General features: G+C 70.5%; 13 protein-coding genes. 6 read left to right on the top strand and 7 right to left on the bottom strand.

The genetic code is table 11. From position 1 onward, the window contains the following. Window positions 1-10 precede the first annotated feature (10 nt). Window positions 11-295 carry a hypothetical protein gene (locus ACGFY5_RS28755; protein WP_392724591.1) on the bottom strand — a complete coding sequence of 95 codons (285 nt, stop codon included), beginning with the start codon at window positions 293-295 and terminating at the stop codon, window positions 11-13. A gap of 112 nt (window positions 296-407) precedes the next feature. On the opposite strand from ACGFY5_RS28755, the gene ACGFY5_RS28750 reads away from it, so the two are divergent. Together ACGFY5_RS28750 and ACGFY5_RS28745 are read left to right on the top strand one after the other, a co-directional pair. Continuing rightward, window positions 408-1,358, top strand: coding sequence for a LacI family DNA-binding transcriptional regulator (locus ACGFY5_RS28750; protein WP_392724590.1), 951 nt, complete (start codon window positions 408-410; stop codon window positions 1,356-1,358). Window positions 1,359-1,367: 9 nt separating this feature from the next. Further along, window positions 1,368-2,222: a MurR/RpiR family transcriptional regulator gene (locus tag ACGFY5_RS28745; protein WP_392724588.1), complete on the top strand. Its 855-nt coding sequence runs from the start codon at window positions 1,368-1,370 to the stop codon at window positions 2,220-2,222. 205 nt (window positions 2,223-2,427) lie between these two features. Here ACGFY5_RS28745 and ACGFY5_RS28740 read toward each other — a convergent pair whose 3' ends face one another. Further along, entirely contained in the window at window positions 2,428-3,945 is a 1,518-nt protein-coding gene (locus tag ACGFY5_RS28740; RefSeq protein ID WP_392724587.1) for an aromatic amino acid ammonia-lyase, read from the bottom strand. A 125-nt stretch (window positions 3,946-4,070) separates the two neighbouring features. Here ACGFY5_RS28740 and ACGFY5_RS28735 point away from each other — a divergent pair, with 125 nt between their 5' ends. The 4 genes from ACGFY5_RS28735 to ACGFY5_RS28720 all read left to right on the top strand — a co-directional run bounded on the left by ACGFY5_RS28735 (window position 4,071) and on the right by ACGFY5_RS28720 (window position 7,501). After that, window positions 4,071-5,159 (top strand): ABC transporter ATP-binding protein, encoded by a 1,089-nt coding sequence (locus ACGFY5_RS28735; protein WP_392724585.1) that lies wholly within the window; start codon window positions 4,071-4,073, stop codon window positions 5,157-5,159. After that, entirely contained in the window at window positions 5,156-5,845 is a 690-nt protein-coding gene (locus ACGFY5_RS28730; protein WP_392724583.1) for an ABC transporter permease, read from the top strand. Before ACGFY5_RS28735 ends, ACGFY5_RS28730 begins: the two co-directional genes overlap by 4 nt. Beyond that, window positions 5,842-6,519, top strand: a complete 678-nt coding sequence (locus tag ACGFY5_RS28725; RefSeq protein WP_392724581.1) for an ABC transporter permease — start codon at window positions 5,842-5,844, stop codon at window positions 6,517-6,519. The genes ACGFY5_RS28730 and ACGFY5_RS28725 overlap by 4 nt, the downstream gene beginning before the upstream one ends. Before the next feature lie 73 nt (window positions 6,520-6,592). Further along, the gene (locus tag ACGFY5_RS28720) at window positions 6,593-7,501 is read left to right on the top strand and encodes an ABC transporter substrate-binding protein (RefSeq protein WP_392724579.1); all 909 of its coding nucleotides are present in this window, start codon (window positions 6,593-6,595) and stop codon (window positions 7,499-7,501) included. A 175-nt stretch (window positions 7,502-7,676) separates the two neighbouring features. Here the strand turns inward: ACGFY5_RS28720 and ACGFY5_RS28715 are convergent, their stop codons facing one another. Genes ACGFY5_RS28715 through hutU form a run of 5 tightly spaced genes read right to left on the bottom strand, consistent with a single transcriptional unit; the run spans window position 7,677 to window position 15,563 of the window. Next, window positions 7,677-10,094: a penicillin-binding protein gene (locus ACGFY5_RS28715; RefSeq protein ID WP_392724577.1), complete on the bottom strand. Its 2,418-nt coding sequence runs from the start codon at window positions 10,092-10,094 to the stop codon at window positions 7,677-7,679. A 39-nt stretch (window positions 10,095-10,133) separates the two neighbouring features. After that, a complete protein-coding gene (hutI, locus tag ACGFY5_RS28710; RefSeq protein WP_392724575.1) occupies window positions 10,134-11,282 on the bottom strand; it encodes an imidazolonepropionase in 1,149 nt (382 codons plus the stop codon). Further along, window positions 11,279-12,709 (bottom strand): formimidoylglutamate deiminase, encoded by a 1,431-nt coding sequence (locus ACGFY5_RS28705; protein WP_392724573.1) that lies wholly within the window; start codon window positions 12,707-12,709, stop codon window positions 11,279-11,281. Before ACGFY5_RS28705 ends, hutI begins: the two co-directional genes overlap by 4 nt. Next, on the bottom strand, window positions 12,706-13,908 hold the full coding sequence (locus tag ACGFY5_RS28700; protein WP_392724572.1) for an allantoate amidohydrolase: 1,203 nt from the start codon (window positions 13,906-13,908) through the stop codon (window positions 12,706-12,708). Before ACGFY5_RS28700 ends, ACGFY5_RS28705 begins: the two co-directional genes overlap by 4 nt. Continuing rightward, entirely contained in the window at window positions 13,905-15,563 is a 1,659-nt protein-coding gene (gene hutU / locus ACGFY5_RS28695; protein WP_392724570.1) for a urocanate hydratase, read from the bottom strand. The genes ACGFY5_RS28700 and hutU overlap by 4 nt, the downstream gene beginning before the upstream one ends. Window positions 15,564-15,568: the final 5 nt, after the last annotated feature.

Here is a 15,568-nt window from a genome sequence, read left to right as displayed (position 1 = left end):
GGTGGAGTCGTTACTTCCAGGCGACGCCCCGCCCGAGCAGGAACTCCTCCACCGGAGGCTCGGCCGGAATCGTGAGCGGTGCGCCCGCGCCGATGTCGACGGTGAACTCTCGCGTCCCGGTCGGTCCCTCGCAGTACTCGACGACGACTTCGAGCTGTTCGGAGCCACCGTCACTAACCCGTCCGGCCAGCAGTTCGGCCGGGCTCGCGCTGCGGGCGTGCGCGGTCTCGGACGCGTGCAGGTCGTCGGGCGTGATCACGCGGACGATGCGCGGGGTCTTCTCTGGTTCGGTCATATCTTCAGAAAAGCCGCGGAAAGGAGCAACGCCCGACACGCCACGCCGTAAGTCCCGCGTCACTACCCTGGAAACCGTGCCGCAACAACGGAAACGAGCCACGATCCGACACGTGGCCGAGGCGACCGGGCTGTCCACCGCCGCGGTCTCCTACGCGTTGCGCGGCCTGCAGACCTCCGAGGAGACCCAGCGGCGGGTGCGTGAGGCCGCCGCGGAGCTCGGTTACGAGGCCGACCCGATCGCCCGGGCGCTGGCCAGCGGCCGCACCGGCACGGTGGGCCTGCTCTGCGGTTCGCTGGAGGACCTCTGGCAGCAGTCGCTGGCGGTCGCGATGGGCCGTGAGCTGCTCGGCCAGGACCGGTACGCGCTCATCCTGGACGCTGCCGGCGACCCGGCGCGCGAGGCGATCCTCGCCCGCCAGCTCCGTGACCAGCGGGTGGACGCGCTGGTCGTGCAGCCGATCGATCCGTCGGCGCCGGACTGGGCCGCGCTGGCCACCTCGCTGCCGATCGTCTCGATCGGCGACCCGCTGCGTGGCGTCGACGGCGGGGAAGTGCTTTTCGACAACCGCACGGGCGTCACCGTCGCGCTGGAGCACCTGGCCGGGCTCGGCCACCGACGCATCGCCGTGCTGACACCCAACCGCCCGAGCACTCCCGACCGGCCCGCCGAGGTGCACGTCGGGGTCGAGGCCGCGCGGCTCGGGCTCGACGTGCGGCTGGTGACGTCACCGCACGCTCTGGCCGGTGCCACCGCCTGCGCGACCGCAGTGCTCTCCGAGGAAGAACGACCCAGCGCCGTGTTCTGCTTCGCCGACTCCATCGCCTACGGCGTCTACGCGGCGGCGCGGCAGCTCGGGCTCGACATCCCGGGCGACGTGTCGGTGATGGGCTACGACTCGCACCCGATGTCCGCGCTGCTCAGCCCCGCGCTGACCACCGTCGACTGGGATCTGGAAGGAATCGTGCGGCAGGCGGCGAGCCTGGCCGTCGAGGGGCGGGTCGAGCATCGCCGATTCGTCCGATCCCCCCGCCTTTGGGTGCGCGAATCGACGGCAGCTTAAGGTCTTCCCGTGGGACGAACTCCGACTGAGCGGCTGCTCGCGCTGTTCGAGCCCCACCGTCTCTCCCCCACGCAGCGGCGGATCGCGCAGCACCTGCTCGACAATCTCGCCGAGGCCGCGTTCCTCTCCAGCGTCGATCTGGCGAGCCGGGTCGGCGTCAGCCAGCCGTCGGTGACGCGGTTCGCTGTCGCGCTCGGGTTCAACGGCTATCCCGACCTGCAGAAGGCGCTGCGGCCGATCGCGATGAGCGCGGTGGCCGACCGGCCCGATCCCGACACGGTGCGGCGCAACGAACTACAGGCGGCTGTCGACGCGGAGATCCGCAACCTGGAGGGGCTGCGGCAGAGCCTGGTCGACCCGTCCCGGGTGGTCGCGCTGGGCCGCGACCTCGCCGCTTCCACGCCGCTGACCGTGCTCGGCGCCCGGATCTCGGCGCCGCTCGCCGACTACTTCGGCTACGCGGCGAAGCGCATCCACCCGGACGTGCGGGTGACGACCTCGGGTGGCAGCGCGGTGCACGACGCGTTGCTGCAGTCGCGGGAGGCCGGCGGCACCTGGGTGTTCGCGTTCGCGCTCCCCCGCTACGCGGAGGAGACGATCGCGGCGCTGCGCTTCGCGCGTGAGCTCGGTTTTCGGAGTGCGGTGATCACCGATGCACCGATCGCTCCGTTCGCCGACGAGGTCGACGTGCTGCTGTCCGCGGGCGTCGGCACCCGCCTCGTCTTCGACTCGTACGCGGGTCCGGTGGCCCTCGCCGCGGTGGTTCTCCAGGCCATGGCCGACGCCGAGCCCGCCCGGACGCAGGCACGGCTCGAGGCGTACGAGGGCATGGCCGAGCGAGCCGGGTTCTTCACCGACCGGTAGGTTCATTCCCCTGCGTGTTGATGGGTTGAGTGGGTCACGATTCGACGTCAAAAGATGCGCGCCGTGCGCCGAGCGACAGAGGATGGGGCCCGTGGACGGAAGCGAAAGACAGCGCGTGGATGCGCGAGCATCCGCACGCGCTCGCTCCGGTCGGGCCCGTGCCCCCGGCGTCGCGACCCCTCGTACGGCCCGGAACACCCACTTCTCAGCCCTCGAAGCCCGCCAGTGCGGGCAGCAGGCCCGCCGCGTCCTCGACGTCCTGGTCGAGCGGGCGGTCGTCGAGCCGCGCCGGCAGCCGCTCCGCCGCGTACGCGTAGGCGTCGGCCAGCGGACCGTCGACCGGCGGCGTACCGCGCATCCGCAGGGCCCGGACGGCCGCGACGAGTTCCGCGGCGAGCACGATCCGGTAGCTGCCCACCGCGTCGAGCGAGTTCCGGGCGGCCTGCGAGGAGAACGGCGCGTGCTCCTCGACCCCCCGGCTGACGACGGCCGTGGCCAGCGACGTCGGCGTCGCGTTGAGGCGCAGCGCACCGAGCGCGGAGTGCGCCACGTACTCCAGGATCATCAGTCCCGACGACCCGGGCGGCCCCGCCGCGAGGAACGGGGCGAGCCCGGTGAACGCGGGTTCCAGCAGGAGGCTCAGCCGGGCGACCGACAGCGCCGCGGTCTGGTAGAGCGCGTTGCGCATCGCGTCGAGGGCCAGGCCCAGGTACGCGGTGTGGAAGTTCGCGTTGTGCAGCACCCGGCTACCGACGGAGTCGACCAGCGGGTTCTCCGACGCGGCGTTGAGCTCGATGCTCATCGTCCGTTCCAGCGCGACGACCGCGTCGAGCGCGGGACCGTGCACCTGCGGCACCGCGCGGTAGCTGTACGGGTCCTGGATCCGCGCCGCCTTCACCGACTGGCCGGCGAGCAGGTCACGCAGCCGGGCCGCGACGGTCTGCTGACCGGGGTGCGGCCGGGCCAGGTGGACCACGGCCTCGTACGCCTCGCTGTTGCCGTCGCAGGCCAGGAACGCCAGCGCCGTGATGACGGTGCTGGCGCGCAGCAGCTCGGACAGGTCGGCGCAGGCGAGCGCGGCCTCCCCCAGGGAGCCCGCGTTGGAGCTGATGAACGACAGCGCGTCCGCCGGATCGAACGGCACCGGGTCCATTCCGCCGCCGCGCCACGGCACCTCGCCCAGCAGGCAGAGCGCGGTGACGGCGAGCGCCGGGAGGTCACCGGTGCCAATGCCGCCGAACGCGTGCACCGGCGGGGTCAGGTTGCGGTTGAGCGCCTCGGCGAGGGCCGTGAGCAGGTTCGGCGCGACGCCGGAACCGCCGGCGGCCAGCTGGTTCACCCGCACGGTGAGCATCGCCCGCACGCTCACCGGATCCAGCAGCGGACCGGCGCCGCCCGCGTGGCTGCGCAGCAGACGCAGGCCGTGGGGGTCGTGACGCACCGGCGGCTCCGGCGGAGCGTCGCCGGGGACCACGCTGCCCTCCGGGCCCAGCACGACGGGTCCGGCCGAACTCTCGTACTCGACCGCGACGAGCCGGTTCGCACCGACACCCGTCGTCCGGCCGTAGACCGGCCGGGCGGCGGTGAGCGCCCGGATCGCCTCGTGGGCCGCACTCGCCCGGGTCAGGCCGTCCTCGTGCACCAGCACCCGGGCGCCGTCCCGCGCCACGCTGCGCACTTGCTCGGCGGTCAGTGCGGCACCGTCGAGAAGCACCTCCGACATCGATGTCCCTTCAACGCTGAATACGGATTTAACAGCGGCTACGCGGAACCTACCTTGACACTATCTTCACGCAACAGAAGCATGAAGAACTTCATTCACAACTGGGCGGGAGCGCTGAGTATCGGGTGATCACCTTCGAGGGCGTTACCAAACAGTTCCCCGACGGCACCGTCGCCGTCGACGACCTCAGCCTCGAGATTCCGGCCGGGAAAATCACCGTGCTGGTCGGACCCTCCGGCTGCGGCAAGACGACGACGCTCCGGATGATCAACCGGATGATCGACGCCACGTCGGGGAAGATCACCGTGGACGGCCAGGACGTGCTGAGCGTGGACCCCCCGACGCTCCGACGCCGAATCGGCTACGTGATCCAGGCGGGTGGGCTGCTCCCCCACCGCACGATCGTCGACAACATCGCGACGGTGCCGTTCCTGCTCGGTCAGGACAAGAAAGAGGCCCGCTCCAAGGCCATGGAACTGCTGGAGCGCGTCGGACTGCCGACGTCGTTCGCCAAGCGGTACCCGCACCAGCTCTCCGGTGGTCAGCAGCAGCGCGTCGGGGTGGCCCGCGCGCTCGCCGCAGACCCGCCGGTGATGCTGATGGACGAGCCGTTCAGCGCCGTCGACCCGGTCGTCCGCAAGCAGCTGCAGGAGGAGTTCCTCCGCCTGCAGACCGAGCTGCACAAGACGATCGTGCTGGTCACGCACGACATCGACGAGGCGGTGAAGCTCGGCGACATGGTCTGCGTGCTGGAGGTCGGCGGCCGGATCGGTCAGTTCGACACCCCGGAGCGCCTGCTGGCCTCGCCGTCGGACAACTTCGTCGAGGAGTTCCTCGGTGACGACCGGGGCGTGCGTCGGCTGTCGTTCGTCGGCTCGGACGGTCTGTCGCTGGACACCTCGCGGGTCGTGACGTCGGCCGGATCGGCCGACTCCTGGCGGCTGCTGGTGGATTCTTCCGGCAAGGCGTCGGGATGGCTCGCCCCCGGGTCGGCGGGTGACCCGCTGCCCGTCGGCCGCGCGTTCACCGTGGGACGTGAGTCGCTGCGCGCCGCGCTCGACAGCGCCGTTCTCAATCCTTCCGGCGACGCCATCGCGGTGGACGGCGACGGGAAGGTCGTCGGGCTGGCGAGCCAGGAGCAGATCATGGGCGCGCTGCGCGGGCAGCCGTCGCCGGGTGTCCCGGAGGCCAGCGAAATCGGGCTGGTCAAATGACCTGGGACTGGCGCTGGGACTGGGTCACGTCCCACTTCGGCCTGCTCGGTGACCTGCTCGGTCAGCACCTGTGGCTGTCGGTCGTGCCGGTGGTGCTCGGCCTGCTCATCGCGCTGCCGCTCGGCATCCTATGCGTCCAGATGCCCCGGCTGTACGCACCGGTGCTGGCACTCACCAGCTTCTTCTACGCGCTGCCGTCGCTGGCGCTCTTCGTCGTCCTGATCGACTACACCGGCTTCACCGGTTGGACCGTGATCGTGCCGCTGACGATCTACACGCTCTCGGTGCTGGTGCGCAACGTCGTCGACGGGCTCCGGTCGGTGCCCGAGCACGTCAGCCAGGCAGCCACCGCGATGGGCTTCAGCGGTCTGCGCCGCCTGCTCGAGGTGGACCTGCCGATCGCGATCCCGGTGGTGGTGGCCGGTCTGCGGGTGGCCACGGTTTCGAACATCAGCCTGGTGAGCGTCGGCTCGCTGATCGGTATCAGCGGGCTCGGCCAGCTGTTCGTGGACGGTATCCAGCGCAGCTTCATCACGCCGATCATCGTCGGCATCGTGCTGACGGTGGTGCTGGCCGTGCTCGCCGACGCGATTCTCGTCGGCCTGCAGTGGCTGTTGACGCCGTGGACGCGCACGGGCGGGTCGACGAAACCGGTTTCTTCCGATCCGGCGGGGGCTGCCGTATGAACATCGTGTCGCGGGCGATCCACTGGTTCGGGGAGTCGTCGCAGTGGTCCGGGGTGGACGGGATCCCGAACCGCGTCGGCGAGCACCTCTACTACTCCGGGCTGTCGCTTTTGATCGCGGCCCTGATCGCGCTGCCGCTCGGCCTTTACGTCGGGCACACCGGTCGCGGCGCGTTCCTCGCCGTGAACTCGGCCGGCGCGGCCCGTGCGCTGCCGACCGTCGGTCTGGTCGGACTCACCGTCGTCGTGTTCGGCATCGGTCTGACGCCGACGCTGCTGCCGCTGGTCGCGCTGGCGATCCCGCCGATCCTGGTGAACACGTACGCCGGTGTCCGACAAGTCGACCGGCAACTGCGGGACGCCGCGAACGGCATGGGGATGACGGGCTCCCAGGTGCTGTTCCAGGTGGAACTGCCGGTGGCCCTGCCGTTGATCGTCCTGGGCCTGCGCACTGCTGCGGTGCAGATCGTGTCGACCGCGACGATCGCCGCGTACGTCGGGCTGGGCGGCCTCGGCCGCTACATCTTCGACGGCCTGGCCCGCCGCGAGTACGAGGTCATGATCGGCGGCGCCGTGCTCTCGGTGCTGCTCGCGCTCGGTACCGAGGCGCTGTTCGTCGGTATCCAGCGGCTCATCGTGTCGCCCGGGGTCCGCCAGCGGGCGCTGGTGAAGTGAGACTGTCGGACCCTGGACCTACCATCAACCGCCACACCCCGCTGGAAGGGAAACCATGAGAAAGCAAGTTCGCATGTTGTTCGCAGTCGGTAGTGCCGCCGCGCTGCTGGCGCTCACCGCCTGCGGCGGCGGGGACGACAGCGACTCCGGTAGTGACCCGCTGAACCAGCCCGCGAGCAGCAGCGAGGTCGTGGTCGGCTCCGCGAACTTCCCGGAGAACGTGCTGCTGGGCGAGATCTACGCGCAGGCGCTCGAGGCCAAGGACGTCAAGGTCAAGCGTCAGCTCAACATCGGTGCGCGGGAGGTCATCTACTCGCAGATCGAGAAGGGCACGCTCACCGTCCTGCCGGAGTACAACGGCGCGTTGCTCGCGTACCTCGACAAGGCCGCTACCGCGACCACCAGCGAGGAGGTCGACGCGGCGCTCAAGACGAAGCTGCCGTCCGGCCTGGAACTGCTGAACCCGGCCGAGGCCGAGGACAAGGACTCCGTCGCGGTCACGAAGGCCACCGCCGACAAGTACAAGCTCAAGTCCCTGGAGGACCTGGGTCCGGTGGCGAAGGACCTGGTCATCGGTGGTCCGCCGGAGTTCAAGACGCGCGCCCAGGGCATCGTCGGCCTGAAGGACAAGTACGGCGTCGAGTTCAAGGAGTTCAAGTCGCTCGACGTGGCGGGCCCGATCACGGTCTCGGCGCTGAAGAAGGGTGACGTGCAGGCCGCGAACCTGTTCACCACCGACCCGGCGGTGCCGGCGAACGGCTTCGTCGTGCTGGACGACCCGAAGGGGCTGTTCAGTGCGCAGAACGTCACGCCGCTGGTGTACAAGTCCGGCGTCGACGACAAGACGAAGTCGGCGCTGAACGCGGTGTCGGCCAAGCTCGACACCACCACGCTGGCTCAGCTGGTGAAGGAGGTCGTCGCCGACAAGAAGGACGCGGACACGGTGGCCAAGGAGTGGCTCACCTCCGCCGGCCTGGCGTAGTTCGTTAGCCCCGAGGGCCGCCCGCGTTGACGCGCGGGCGGCCCTCGTCGTGTGCCGCGGCGGGCCCGCTCGAGCGGTCCCTTTCCGGCGGGCTAGGGCTCGCCCACAGGGGACCGCTCGAAGCGGTCCCGTTACGGCGCGCTCTGGCAGGCGCGAACGGGGCCGCTCGGAGCGGTCAGGGCTGGTTGGGGGCGGCCGGGAAGCCTGGCTCTCCCGGTTTGATTTTGCAGAGGGGGAGCTTGGGGTCCTTCGTGCAAATCTCGTCCACGCGGGGATCGCGCTTGGACTTCTTGCCGTTGCTCACGTTGATGCGGATGCTGCTGCGCTTGCTGGCGTAGCTGCCGCCCGGCGGGTCGGTGCCGGCGACCCGGCCGGCGGGCTGGTCGGAGTCCTCGGCCTCGTAGTTGATCGAGACGTTGAAACCGGCCGCGCGCAACCGGTAGATCGCCCCGTCGGGGGTCTCCCCCTTCACGTCGGGCACCAGCAGCATCGTGCCCCACGACAAGCGTCTCGGCGCCGGCACGAACTGCTTGGCCGGCAGCATGCGTAACACGTTCGAGAACGTGTTACGCACGATCTGCACCGGCAGATGACTGTCCGGAACCGTGTCGAAATACTTGTCCGGATTAGCGATGAACGACGCCGCCGCGAGATTAGGCGTGTATCCGACGAACCACCCCGCGTTGTTGTCGTCGGTCGTGCCGGTCTTCCCGGCAACCGGCCGGTCGATCGCCCCACCGACACTCGCCGCCGTAGGCCCACCCCCGGGGTGCGTGCACGAGATCCCCGACTGCGACCCGTCCCCCACCGGGCACCGCGCGGCATCGTTCGCCGCATCGGCCACCGCCGGACTGAACGCCTGCTTGCATGACGTGTTCGACAGCAGCATCGACCGGCCGCTCCGGTCGGTGATCGACCGCACCGGCGTCGGCTTGCAGTACTTCCCCCGCGCGGCCACCGTCGCGTACGCGGTCGCCATGTCCAGCGGGGTCACCTGCGCCGTGCCGAGCGTGAACGACCCCCACGCCTGGTTGCTGCTCCGGGCCCACTTGATGTTCTTCTGGTCCTTGGAGCCCCGGAACACCACGCCCGCCGCCTGGGCGGCTTCGACAGCTGCCTTCACCGTTACTTCCTGCTGCAACTGCACGAAGTACGTGTTCGCCGACTCGCCGAACCCGCTCGACAGCGTGTGCACACCGGTCATCCGACCGTCCGCGTTCTTCGGGCAGTAGTAACGACCGGTCCGGCATCCCCCGACGTACTGCGACACGAACTGCCGCGGCGCGTAGAGCGTGTGGCTCAGCGGGATGCCCTGCTGGAGCGCGGCCAGCATCGTGAACATCTTGAACGTCGAGCCGGCCTGGTACCCCGGAGAGATCGTCGAGCCGCTGAGCAACGGGTTCTCCGTGTAGGGGTACGTCCGCGCGCCGGGGTTCTTCGTCACGCCGTACTTGCGGTTGATCGACATCGCCTGCACCCGGCCGGTCCCCGGCTGGACCATCACGACACCGGTGGCGAACCGGCTGTGGGAGCTGAGCGCCCGGTCGACCTGCTTCTGGGCCGCACCCTGCATCTTCACGTCGATCGAGGAGACGATCCGGTACCCACCCCGGCGCAGCGCGGTCAGCCGCTCGGTCGTGGACTTGCCGAACGTCGGGTTGGCCTGCCACCAGTCGAGGAACCAGCCGCAGAAGAACCCGAAGCTCGCCTTGCTGTACTCGCAGGACTGCACGTTCTCTTTCGGACGCAACCCGATCGGCGTCTTGTTCGCGGCGTCGGCCTCCGCCTGGGTGATGTAACGCATCTTCACCATCTGACGCAGTACGTACGTGCGACGCGCGAGCGCCGGCCGGGTGCCCGCCTCGTCCTTCCCGACCGGGTTGTACTGGGTCGGGTTCTGCGCCAGGCCGGCGATCAACGCGGCTTCCGCCAGCGTCAGTTGCGACGGCGCCTTGCTGAAGTACAGCGCCGACGCCGTATTGATGCCGAAGCCGCCATTGCCGAAGTACGTGATGTTCAAATAGTTCGCCAGGATCTGATTCTTGGAGAGCTGTTTTTCCAGCGCGACCGCGTAACGGATCTCGCGCAGTTTCCGCGCCGCGGTGTCCTCCGTGGCGGCGCGCAATTCAGCCGGATTTGAGGCGCTGTATTTCAACACCGATCGGACATATTGCTGCGTGAGCGTGGACGCGCCCTGGGCTAACTCGCCGGCGGTCTGGTTCCGGACGAGCGCACGGACGATTCCCCGGCCGTCGACTCCGTTGTGCTCGTAAAAGCGAATGTCCTCGGCGGCGACAATGGCTTGGCGCATCACCGGCGCCACGTCGTCGAACTCGACGATTTTGCGGTTCTCGTCGAAGAACTGGGCAAGGATGGTCTTCCCGTCGCTGGCCAGCAACGTCGAGGTCGACGGGAGGGGCGGGATGCGGATGTCCGTCGGCAGATCGCGGAACGAGTCCGCAGCGGACTTCGCGGTCCAGCCGGAAGCTCCGACGAACGGAAATGCGACAGCCGCCAACACGACACCGGCCAGCACCCCACACACGATCAGCGTGAGGACATTGGCCAACTTGCGCTCGCGCCTGGACTCCACAGCGTCACTGTATGGACGCCACGCACGAGTCGGTGCTGGTTAATGCAGGTTTAGGCCGTCCTTCCAGACTGCAGCGATCAAGGGGACGCCCGGACGATAGGCGAGATAGACCGGATCCGGAGCATCCAGCAGAATCGCATCGGCCCGGGCACCGATTCCCAGGTGGCCGATGTCCGTGCGACGCAGTGCGGCGGCGCCACCGACGGTCACCGCCCACAGCGCTTCCGCCGGCGTCAGGTGCATCTCGCGGACGGCGAGCGCGAGGCAGAACGGAATGCTCGACGTGAAGCACGAACCGGGGTTGCAGTCGGTGGCCACCGCGACGGTGACGTTCGCGTCGAGCAGGCGCCGGGCGTCGGGGTACGGCGAGCGGGTCGAGAACTCGACGCCGGGCAGCAGCGTGGCGACGGTGTTCGAGCCGGCGAGCGCGTCGACGTCGGCGTCGGACAGGTGGGTGCAGTGGTCGGCGGAGGCGGCGTCGAACTCGACGGCGATCTGGACGCCGGGGCCGTGACCCAGCTGGTTGGCGTGGACGCGCGGGACCAGCCCTCTCCTGACGCCGGCCGCGAGCACGGCGCGGGCGGCGTCGCCGTCGAACGCGCCGCGTTCGCAGAAGACGTCGACCCACTTCGCGTGGGGGGCGCTCGCCTCGAGCATCTCGCCGGTGACCAGCGCCAGGTAGTCGGCGGGGTCGGTGTCGGGGGCGACGACGTGGGCGCCGAGGTAGGTGGTCTCGTCGGTGACTTCGCGCGCCAGGCGCAGGGAGCGGGCCTCGTCGTGGACGGACAGGCCGTAGCCGGACTTGATCTCGAGCGTGGTGCTGCCCTGGCGGCGGGCCTGGGTGACGAGGGTTCGCAGCCGTTGGCGCAGTTCGTCGTCGGACGCGGCGCGGGTGGCGGCGACAGTGGTGCGGATGCCGCCGGCGGCGTACGGGGTGCCGGCCATGCGGGCGGCGAACTCCTGGGAGCGGTCGCCGGCGAAGACGAGGTGGTTGTGGCTGTCGACGAAGCCCGGGATCACCGCCCGGGTCCCGGCGTCGACTCCGGTGTCGGCGGCGGGGGCCTCGTCCGAAGGGCCGACCCAGACGACGCGGCCGTGTTCGAACACGAGGGCGGCGTCGTGGAGGGTGCCGAGCTCGGGGTCATGGGTCACCAGCGTTCCGATGTTCCGGATGACGGTGCTGCTCATGTGAGGGCTCGCAGCGCTTCGGTCAGGGCTTGACCGGCGTCGATAGTGGTGTGTTTGCCGTTGTGCACTTTTTCGACGCCGTCGACGACGACGGAGCGGACGTCAGCCGCTCCGGCGGCGAAGACGGCGGTTTCGGCAGCGGTGCCGGGTGTGAAGCCGGCGGTGCGGACGGTGTCGGTCGCGAGCGTGACGAGGTCGGCGCGCGCTCCGACCTGGAGGGTGCCCGCGTCGGGCCAGCCGAGGGTGTCGTGCGCGAACGCGGTCGCGAGGAGTTCCTGGGCGCCCCAGTGGCCCCGTTCGCGGGTGCGGAGGCGTTCGTCGAGTTCCACTGCGCGGGCCTCCTCGAAGAGGTCGATCACGGCGTGGCTGTCGCTGCCGAGCGAGAGCGGGGAGCCGGCCTCGAACAGGGTGCGGAGGGGGCCGATGCCGTCGGCGAGGTCGCGTTCGGTGGTGGGGCACGCGCAGGTGACGGTTCGGGTGCCGCCGATCAGCGCGATGTCGTCGGGGGTGAGGTGGGTGGCGTGTACCGCTGTCGTGCGGGGGCCGAGAGCTCCGGAGTCGGCGAGGAGCCGGGTCGGGGTGACGCCGTACGCGGCGAGGCAGGCCTCGTTTTCGGCGGGTTGCTCGGAGAGGTGGACGTGGAGCGGCGCTTCATGCGCCGCCGCCCACTCCACGACCGGCGCGATCTGATCCCGCGGCACGCCCCGCACCGAGTGCAGAGCCGCCCCGATCCGCACGTGGCTGCCGCCGACGCTGGGGCGGGGGGCTCGTGACGGCGAGCCCGGCGCCGCATCGTTCGGCGGGCCGGGATAGCGCGCGGCCAACGCGGAGGTTCGGGTTGCCCAGCCGTCAGCGGCGGTGTCGCCGAAGCGTCGTTGAGGGCCCGACAGGGGGCTTCCGATGCCGCCGGAGAGGTAGCAGGTGTCCAGCAGGGTGATGCGGATACCCGCGTCGGCGGCGGCCGCGATCAGGGCCTCGCCCATCGCGTTCGGGTCGGCGTACGGGGTGCCGCCGGGGGCGTGGTGGACGTAGTGGAACTCGCCGACGCACGTGATGCCGGCGAGCGCCATCTCGGCGTACACCGCGCGGGCCAGCGCGTGGTAGCTGTCGGGAGTGAGTGTCGTGGCCAGCGCGTACATCTGCTCGCGCCAGGTCCAGAACGTGCCGCGGTCGGCCTGGGTGCGGCCGCGCAGGCCGCGGTGGAAGGCGTGCGAGTGCGCGTTGGCCAGGCCCGGCAGCGTGAGTCCCGCCAGCCGGGTGGCCCCGGGGGGCGGCTCGGCCCCGGGCGTGACGCCCACGATCCGCCCCCCGGCGACCTCGACGACCACCCCCGCCGCTACCCCGCTCGACAACCACGCGTACTCCGCCCAGTAGACCTGCTCCGGGCGCCACCCCGCGTCGGGCTCGGCCGGGTCGGTTCGCGTCACCGGGTGGCCAGGTGTTGGAGGACGTCGGCGAGGGCTTCGACGCCGGCGAGGCAGTCGTCGGTCGTGGCGAACTCGCCCGGCGCGTGCGAGACGCCCGTCGGGTTGCGCACGAACAGCATCGCGGTCGGCACGTGCGCCGACAGCACCCCCGCGTCGTGCCCGGCCCCCGTCGGCAGGATCGGCGCCGCGCCGAGCAGCGCGGCGAGTTCGTCGCGGAGGGAGGCGTTGAACTCGACGACCGGGGTGGTCGACTCAGCGGTGACCGTCACCTTCACCCCGTCCCGATCCCCGCGCTCGGCGGCGAGTGACGTCACCGCCTCCACCACGGTGGCCAGCGACGACGCGTCCGGCGCCCGCGAATCGAGCCACGCGCGCACGAACGACGCGATCGCGTTCGTGCCGTTCGGCTCCACCGACACCCGCCCGAACGTCGCCAACGCCCCGGCGAGCGCGGCCTGCTCGCGCGCCCCCAGCACTGTCGCGGCGAACGTCAGCATCGGGTCCCGCCGGTCGACCAGCCGGGTCGTCCCGGCGTGGTTCGCCTCACCGGCGAACTCGAACCGCCAGCGCCCGTGCGGCCAGATCGCACTCGCGACCCCCACCGCGGACCCCGACTCCACCAGCCCCCGCCCCTGCTCGACGTGCAGCTCGACGAACGTGCCGATCATCCCCAGGCGCGAAGGATCCGCCCCGATGCCCGACGCGTCCAGCCCGGCGGAATCCATCGCCGCCGCCCACGTGACACCGGAGGGATCCCGCAGTTCCCGAGCGTGCCCGGGAGAGACGGCTCCGCTCATCAGCCGGGATCCCAGGCACGGCATACCGAACCGCGCCCCCTCCTCCTCGACGAAATTCACCACCGCGAGCGGCCGCCGCGGCACGAACCCCCGCGCCTTCAACAGGCGAACTGCCGCCAACGACGACACCACCCCGAGCGGACCGTCGAACGCTCCCCCGTCGGGCACGGAGTCCAGGTGCGACCCGGTCACCACCGCGTCAGGACCGGACGCACCCCACCACGCCCACTGGTTCCCGTTCCGGTCCGCCTCCACGGTGAGGCCCCCGGAACGAGCCTCGGACACGAACCACTCCCGGCACGACGCGTCGCTGGGCGTCCACGAAAAGCGCTGGTAACCACCGGAGTCGGCGGACCGACCCACCGGCAGCAACCCTCGCCAGAGCTCTTCGAAGGAAGTCACGCATTCTCCTGCATCGGGATCCGCACCCCACGCTCGGCGGCGACCTCGGTCGCATCGTCGTACCCCGCGTCGACGTGCCGGATCACGCCCATGCCCGGGTCGTTCGTGAGCACCCGCTCGATTTTCTGACCGGCCAGCGCGGTGCCATCGGCGACCGTCACCTGCCCGGCGTGGATCGACCGTCCGATGCCGACGCCCCCGCCGTGGTGGATCGACACCCACGACGCGCCCGACGCGGTGTTGACCAGCGCGTTCAACAACGGCCAGTCGGCGATCGCGTCGGATCCGTCGGCCATCGCCTCCGTCTCCCGATAGGGCGACGCCACGCTGCCGCAGTCCAGGTGGTCACGTCCGATCACCAGCGGCGCCGAGATCTCCCCGCGGCCCACCATCTCGTTGAAGCGGACGCCGGCCTTGTCGCGTTCGCCGTAACCGAGCCAGCAGATCCGGGCCGGCAGACCCTGGAACGCCACCTTGTCCTGCGCGGCGCGGATCCAGCGGTGCAGGTGGTCGTTGTCGGGGAACAGGCGGAGCACCGCTTCGTCCGTGGCATGGATGTCACGGGGGTCGCCGCTCAGCGCGGCCCAGCGGAACGGGCCCTTGCCTTCACTGAACAGCGGGCGGATGTACGCCGGGACGAACCCCGGGAACGCGAACGCGCGGTCGTAGCCGCCCTGGCGGGCCTCGTCGCGGATCGAGTTGCCGTAGTCGAACACCTCGGCGCCGGCGTCCAGGAAACCGACCATCGCCTCGACGTGCTTGGCCATCGACGCACGGGCCCGCGCGGTGAAGTCGACGGGGTCCTTCTCGGCCCGGGCCTGCCAATCCTCGAGCGCGATGTCCTCGGGGAGGTAGGAAAGGGGGTCGTGGGCGCTGGTCTGGTCGGTGACGACGTCGACCGCGACGCCGCGGCGGAGGAGCTCGGGGAGGACGGTGGCGCAGTTGCCCTCGACGCCGATGCTCAGCGCGCGGCGGTCCTTCTTGGCCTCTTCGGCCCGCGCGATGGCCGTGTCGAGGTCCGGGGCCACCTCGTCGAGGTAGCGCTGCTCGACGCGGCGGTGCAGGCGGGCCGGGTCGACGTCGATGACGAGGGCGACGCCGCCGTTGAGCGTCACGGCGAGGGGCTGGGCGCCGCCCATTCCCCCGCAGCCGCCGGTGACGGTGAGGGTTCCGCCGAGCGTGCCGTCGAACTTTTTCGCGGCTACCGCGGCGAAGGTCTCGTAGGTGCCCTGGAGGATGCCCTGGGTGCCGATGTAGATCCAGGAACCAGCGGTCATCTGGCCGTACATCGTGAGGCCGAGCTGCTCGAGGCGGCGGAACTCGAGCCAGGTGGCCCAGTCGCCGACGAGGTTGGAGTTCGCGAGGAGGACGCGCGGTGCCCACTCGTGGGTGCGCATGACGCCGACCGGCTTACCGGACTGGACGAGCATCGTCTCGTCGTCCTTGAGCGTGGTGAGCGTGCGCACCATCGCGTCGAAGCTCGCCCAGTTGCGGGCGGCGCGGCCGGTGCCGCCGTAGACGACGAGGTCGTCCGGGCGCTCGGCCACCTCGGGGTCGAGGTTGTTCATCAGCATGCGCAGCGGGGCTTCGGTCTGCCAGCTTCCGGCAGTGAGCGAGGTGCCGCGCGCGGCGCGGACGGGTCGTGCGCCCTCCATCAGGC

Origin of the sequence: Cryptosporangium sp. NPDC048952 (assembly GCF_043197895.1) — a bacterium.
In the GTDB taxonomy this organism is placed as follows: domain Bacteria; phylum Actinomycetota; class Actinomycetes; order Mycobacteriales; family Cryptosporangiaceae; genus Cryptosporangium.
The sequence above is the reverse complement of the archived record's forward strand: the minus strand, read 5'-3'. Positions and strand labels throughout refer to the sequence as shown.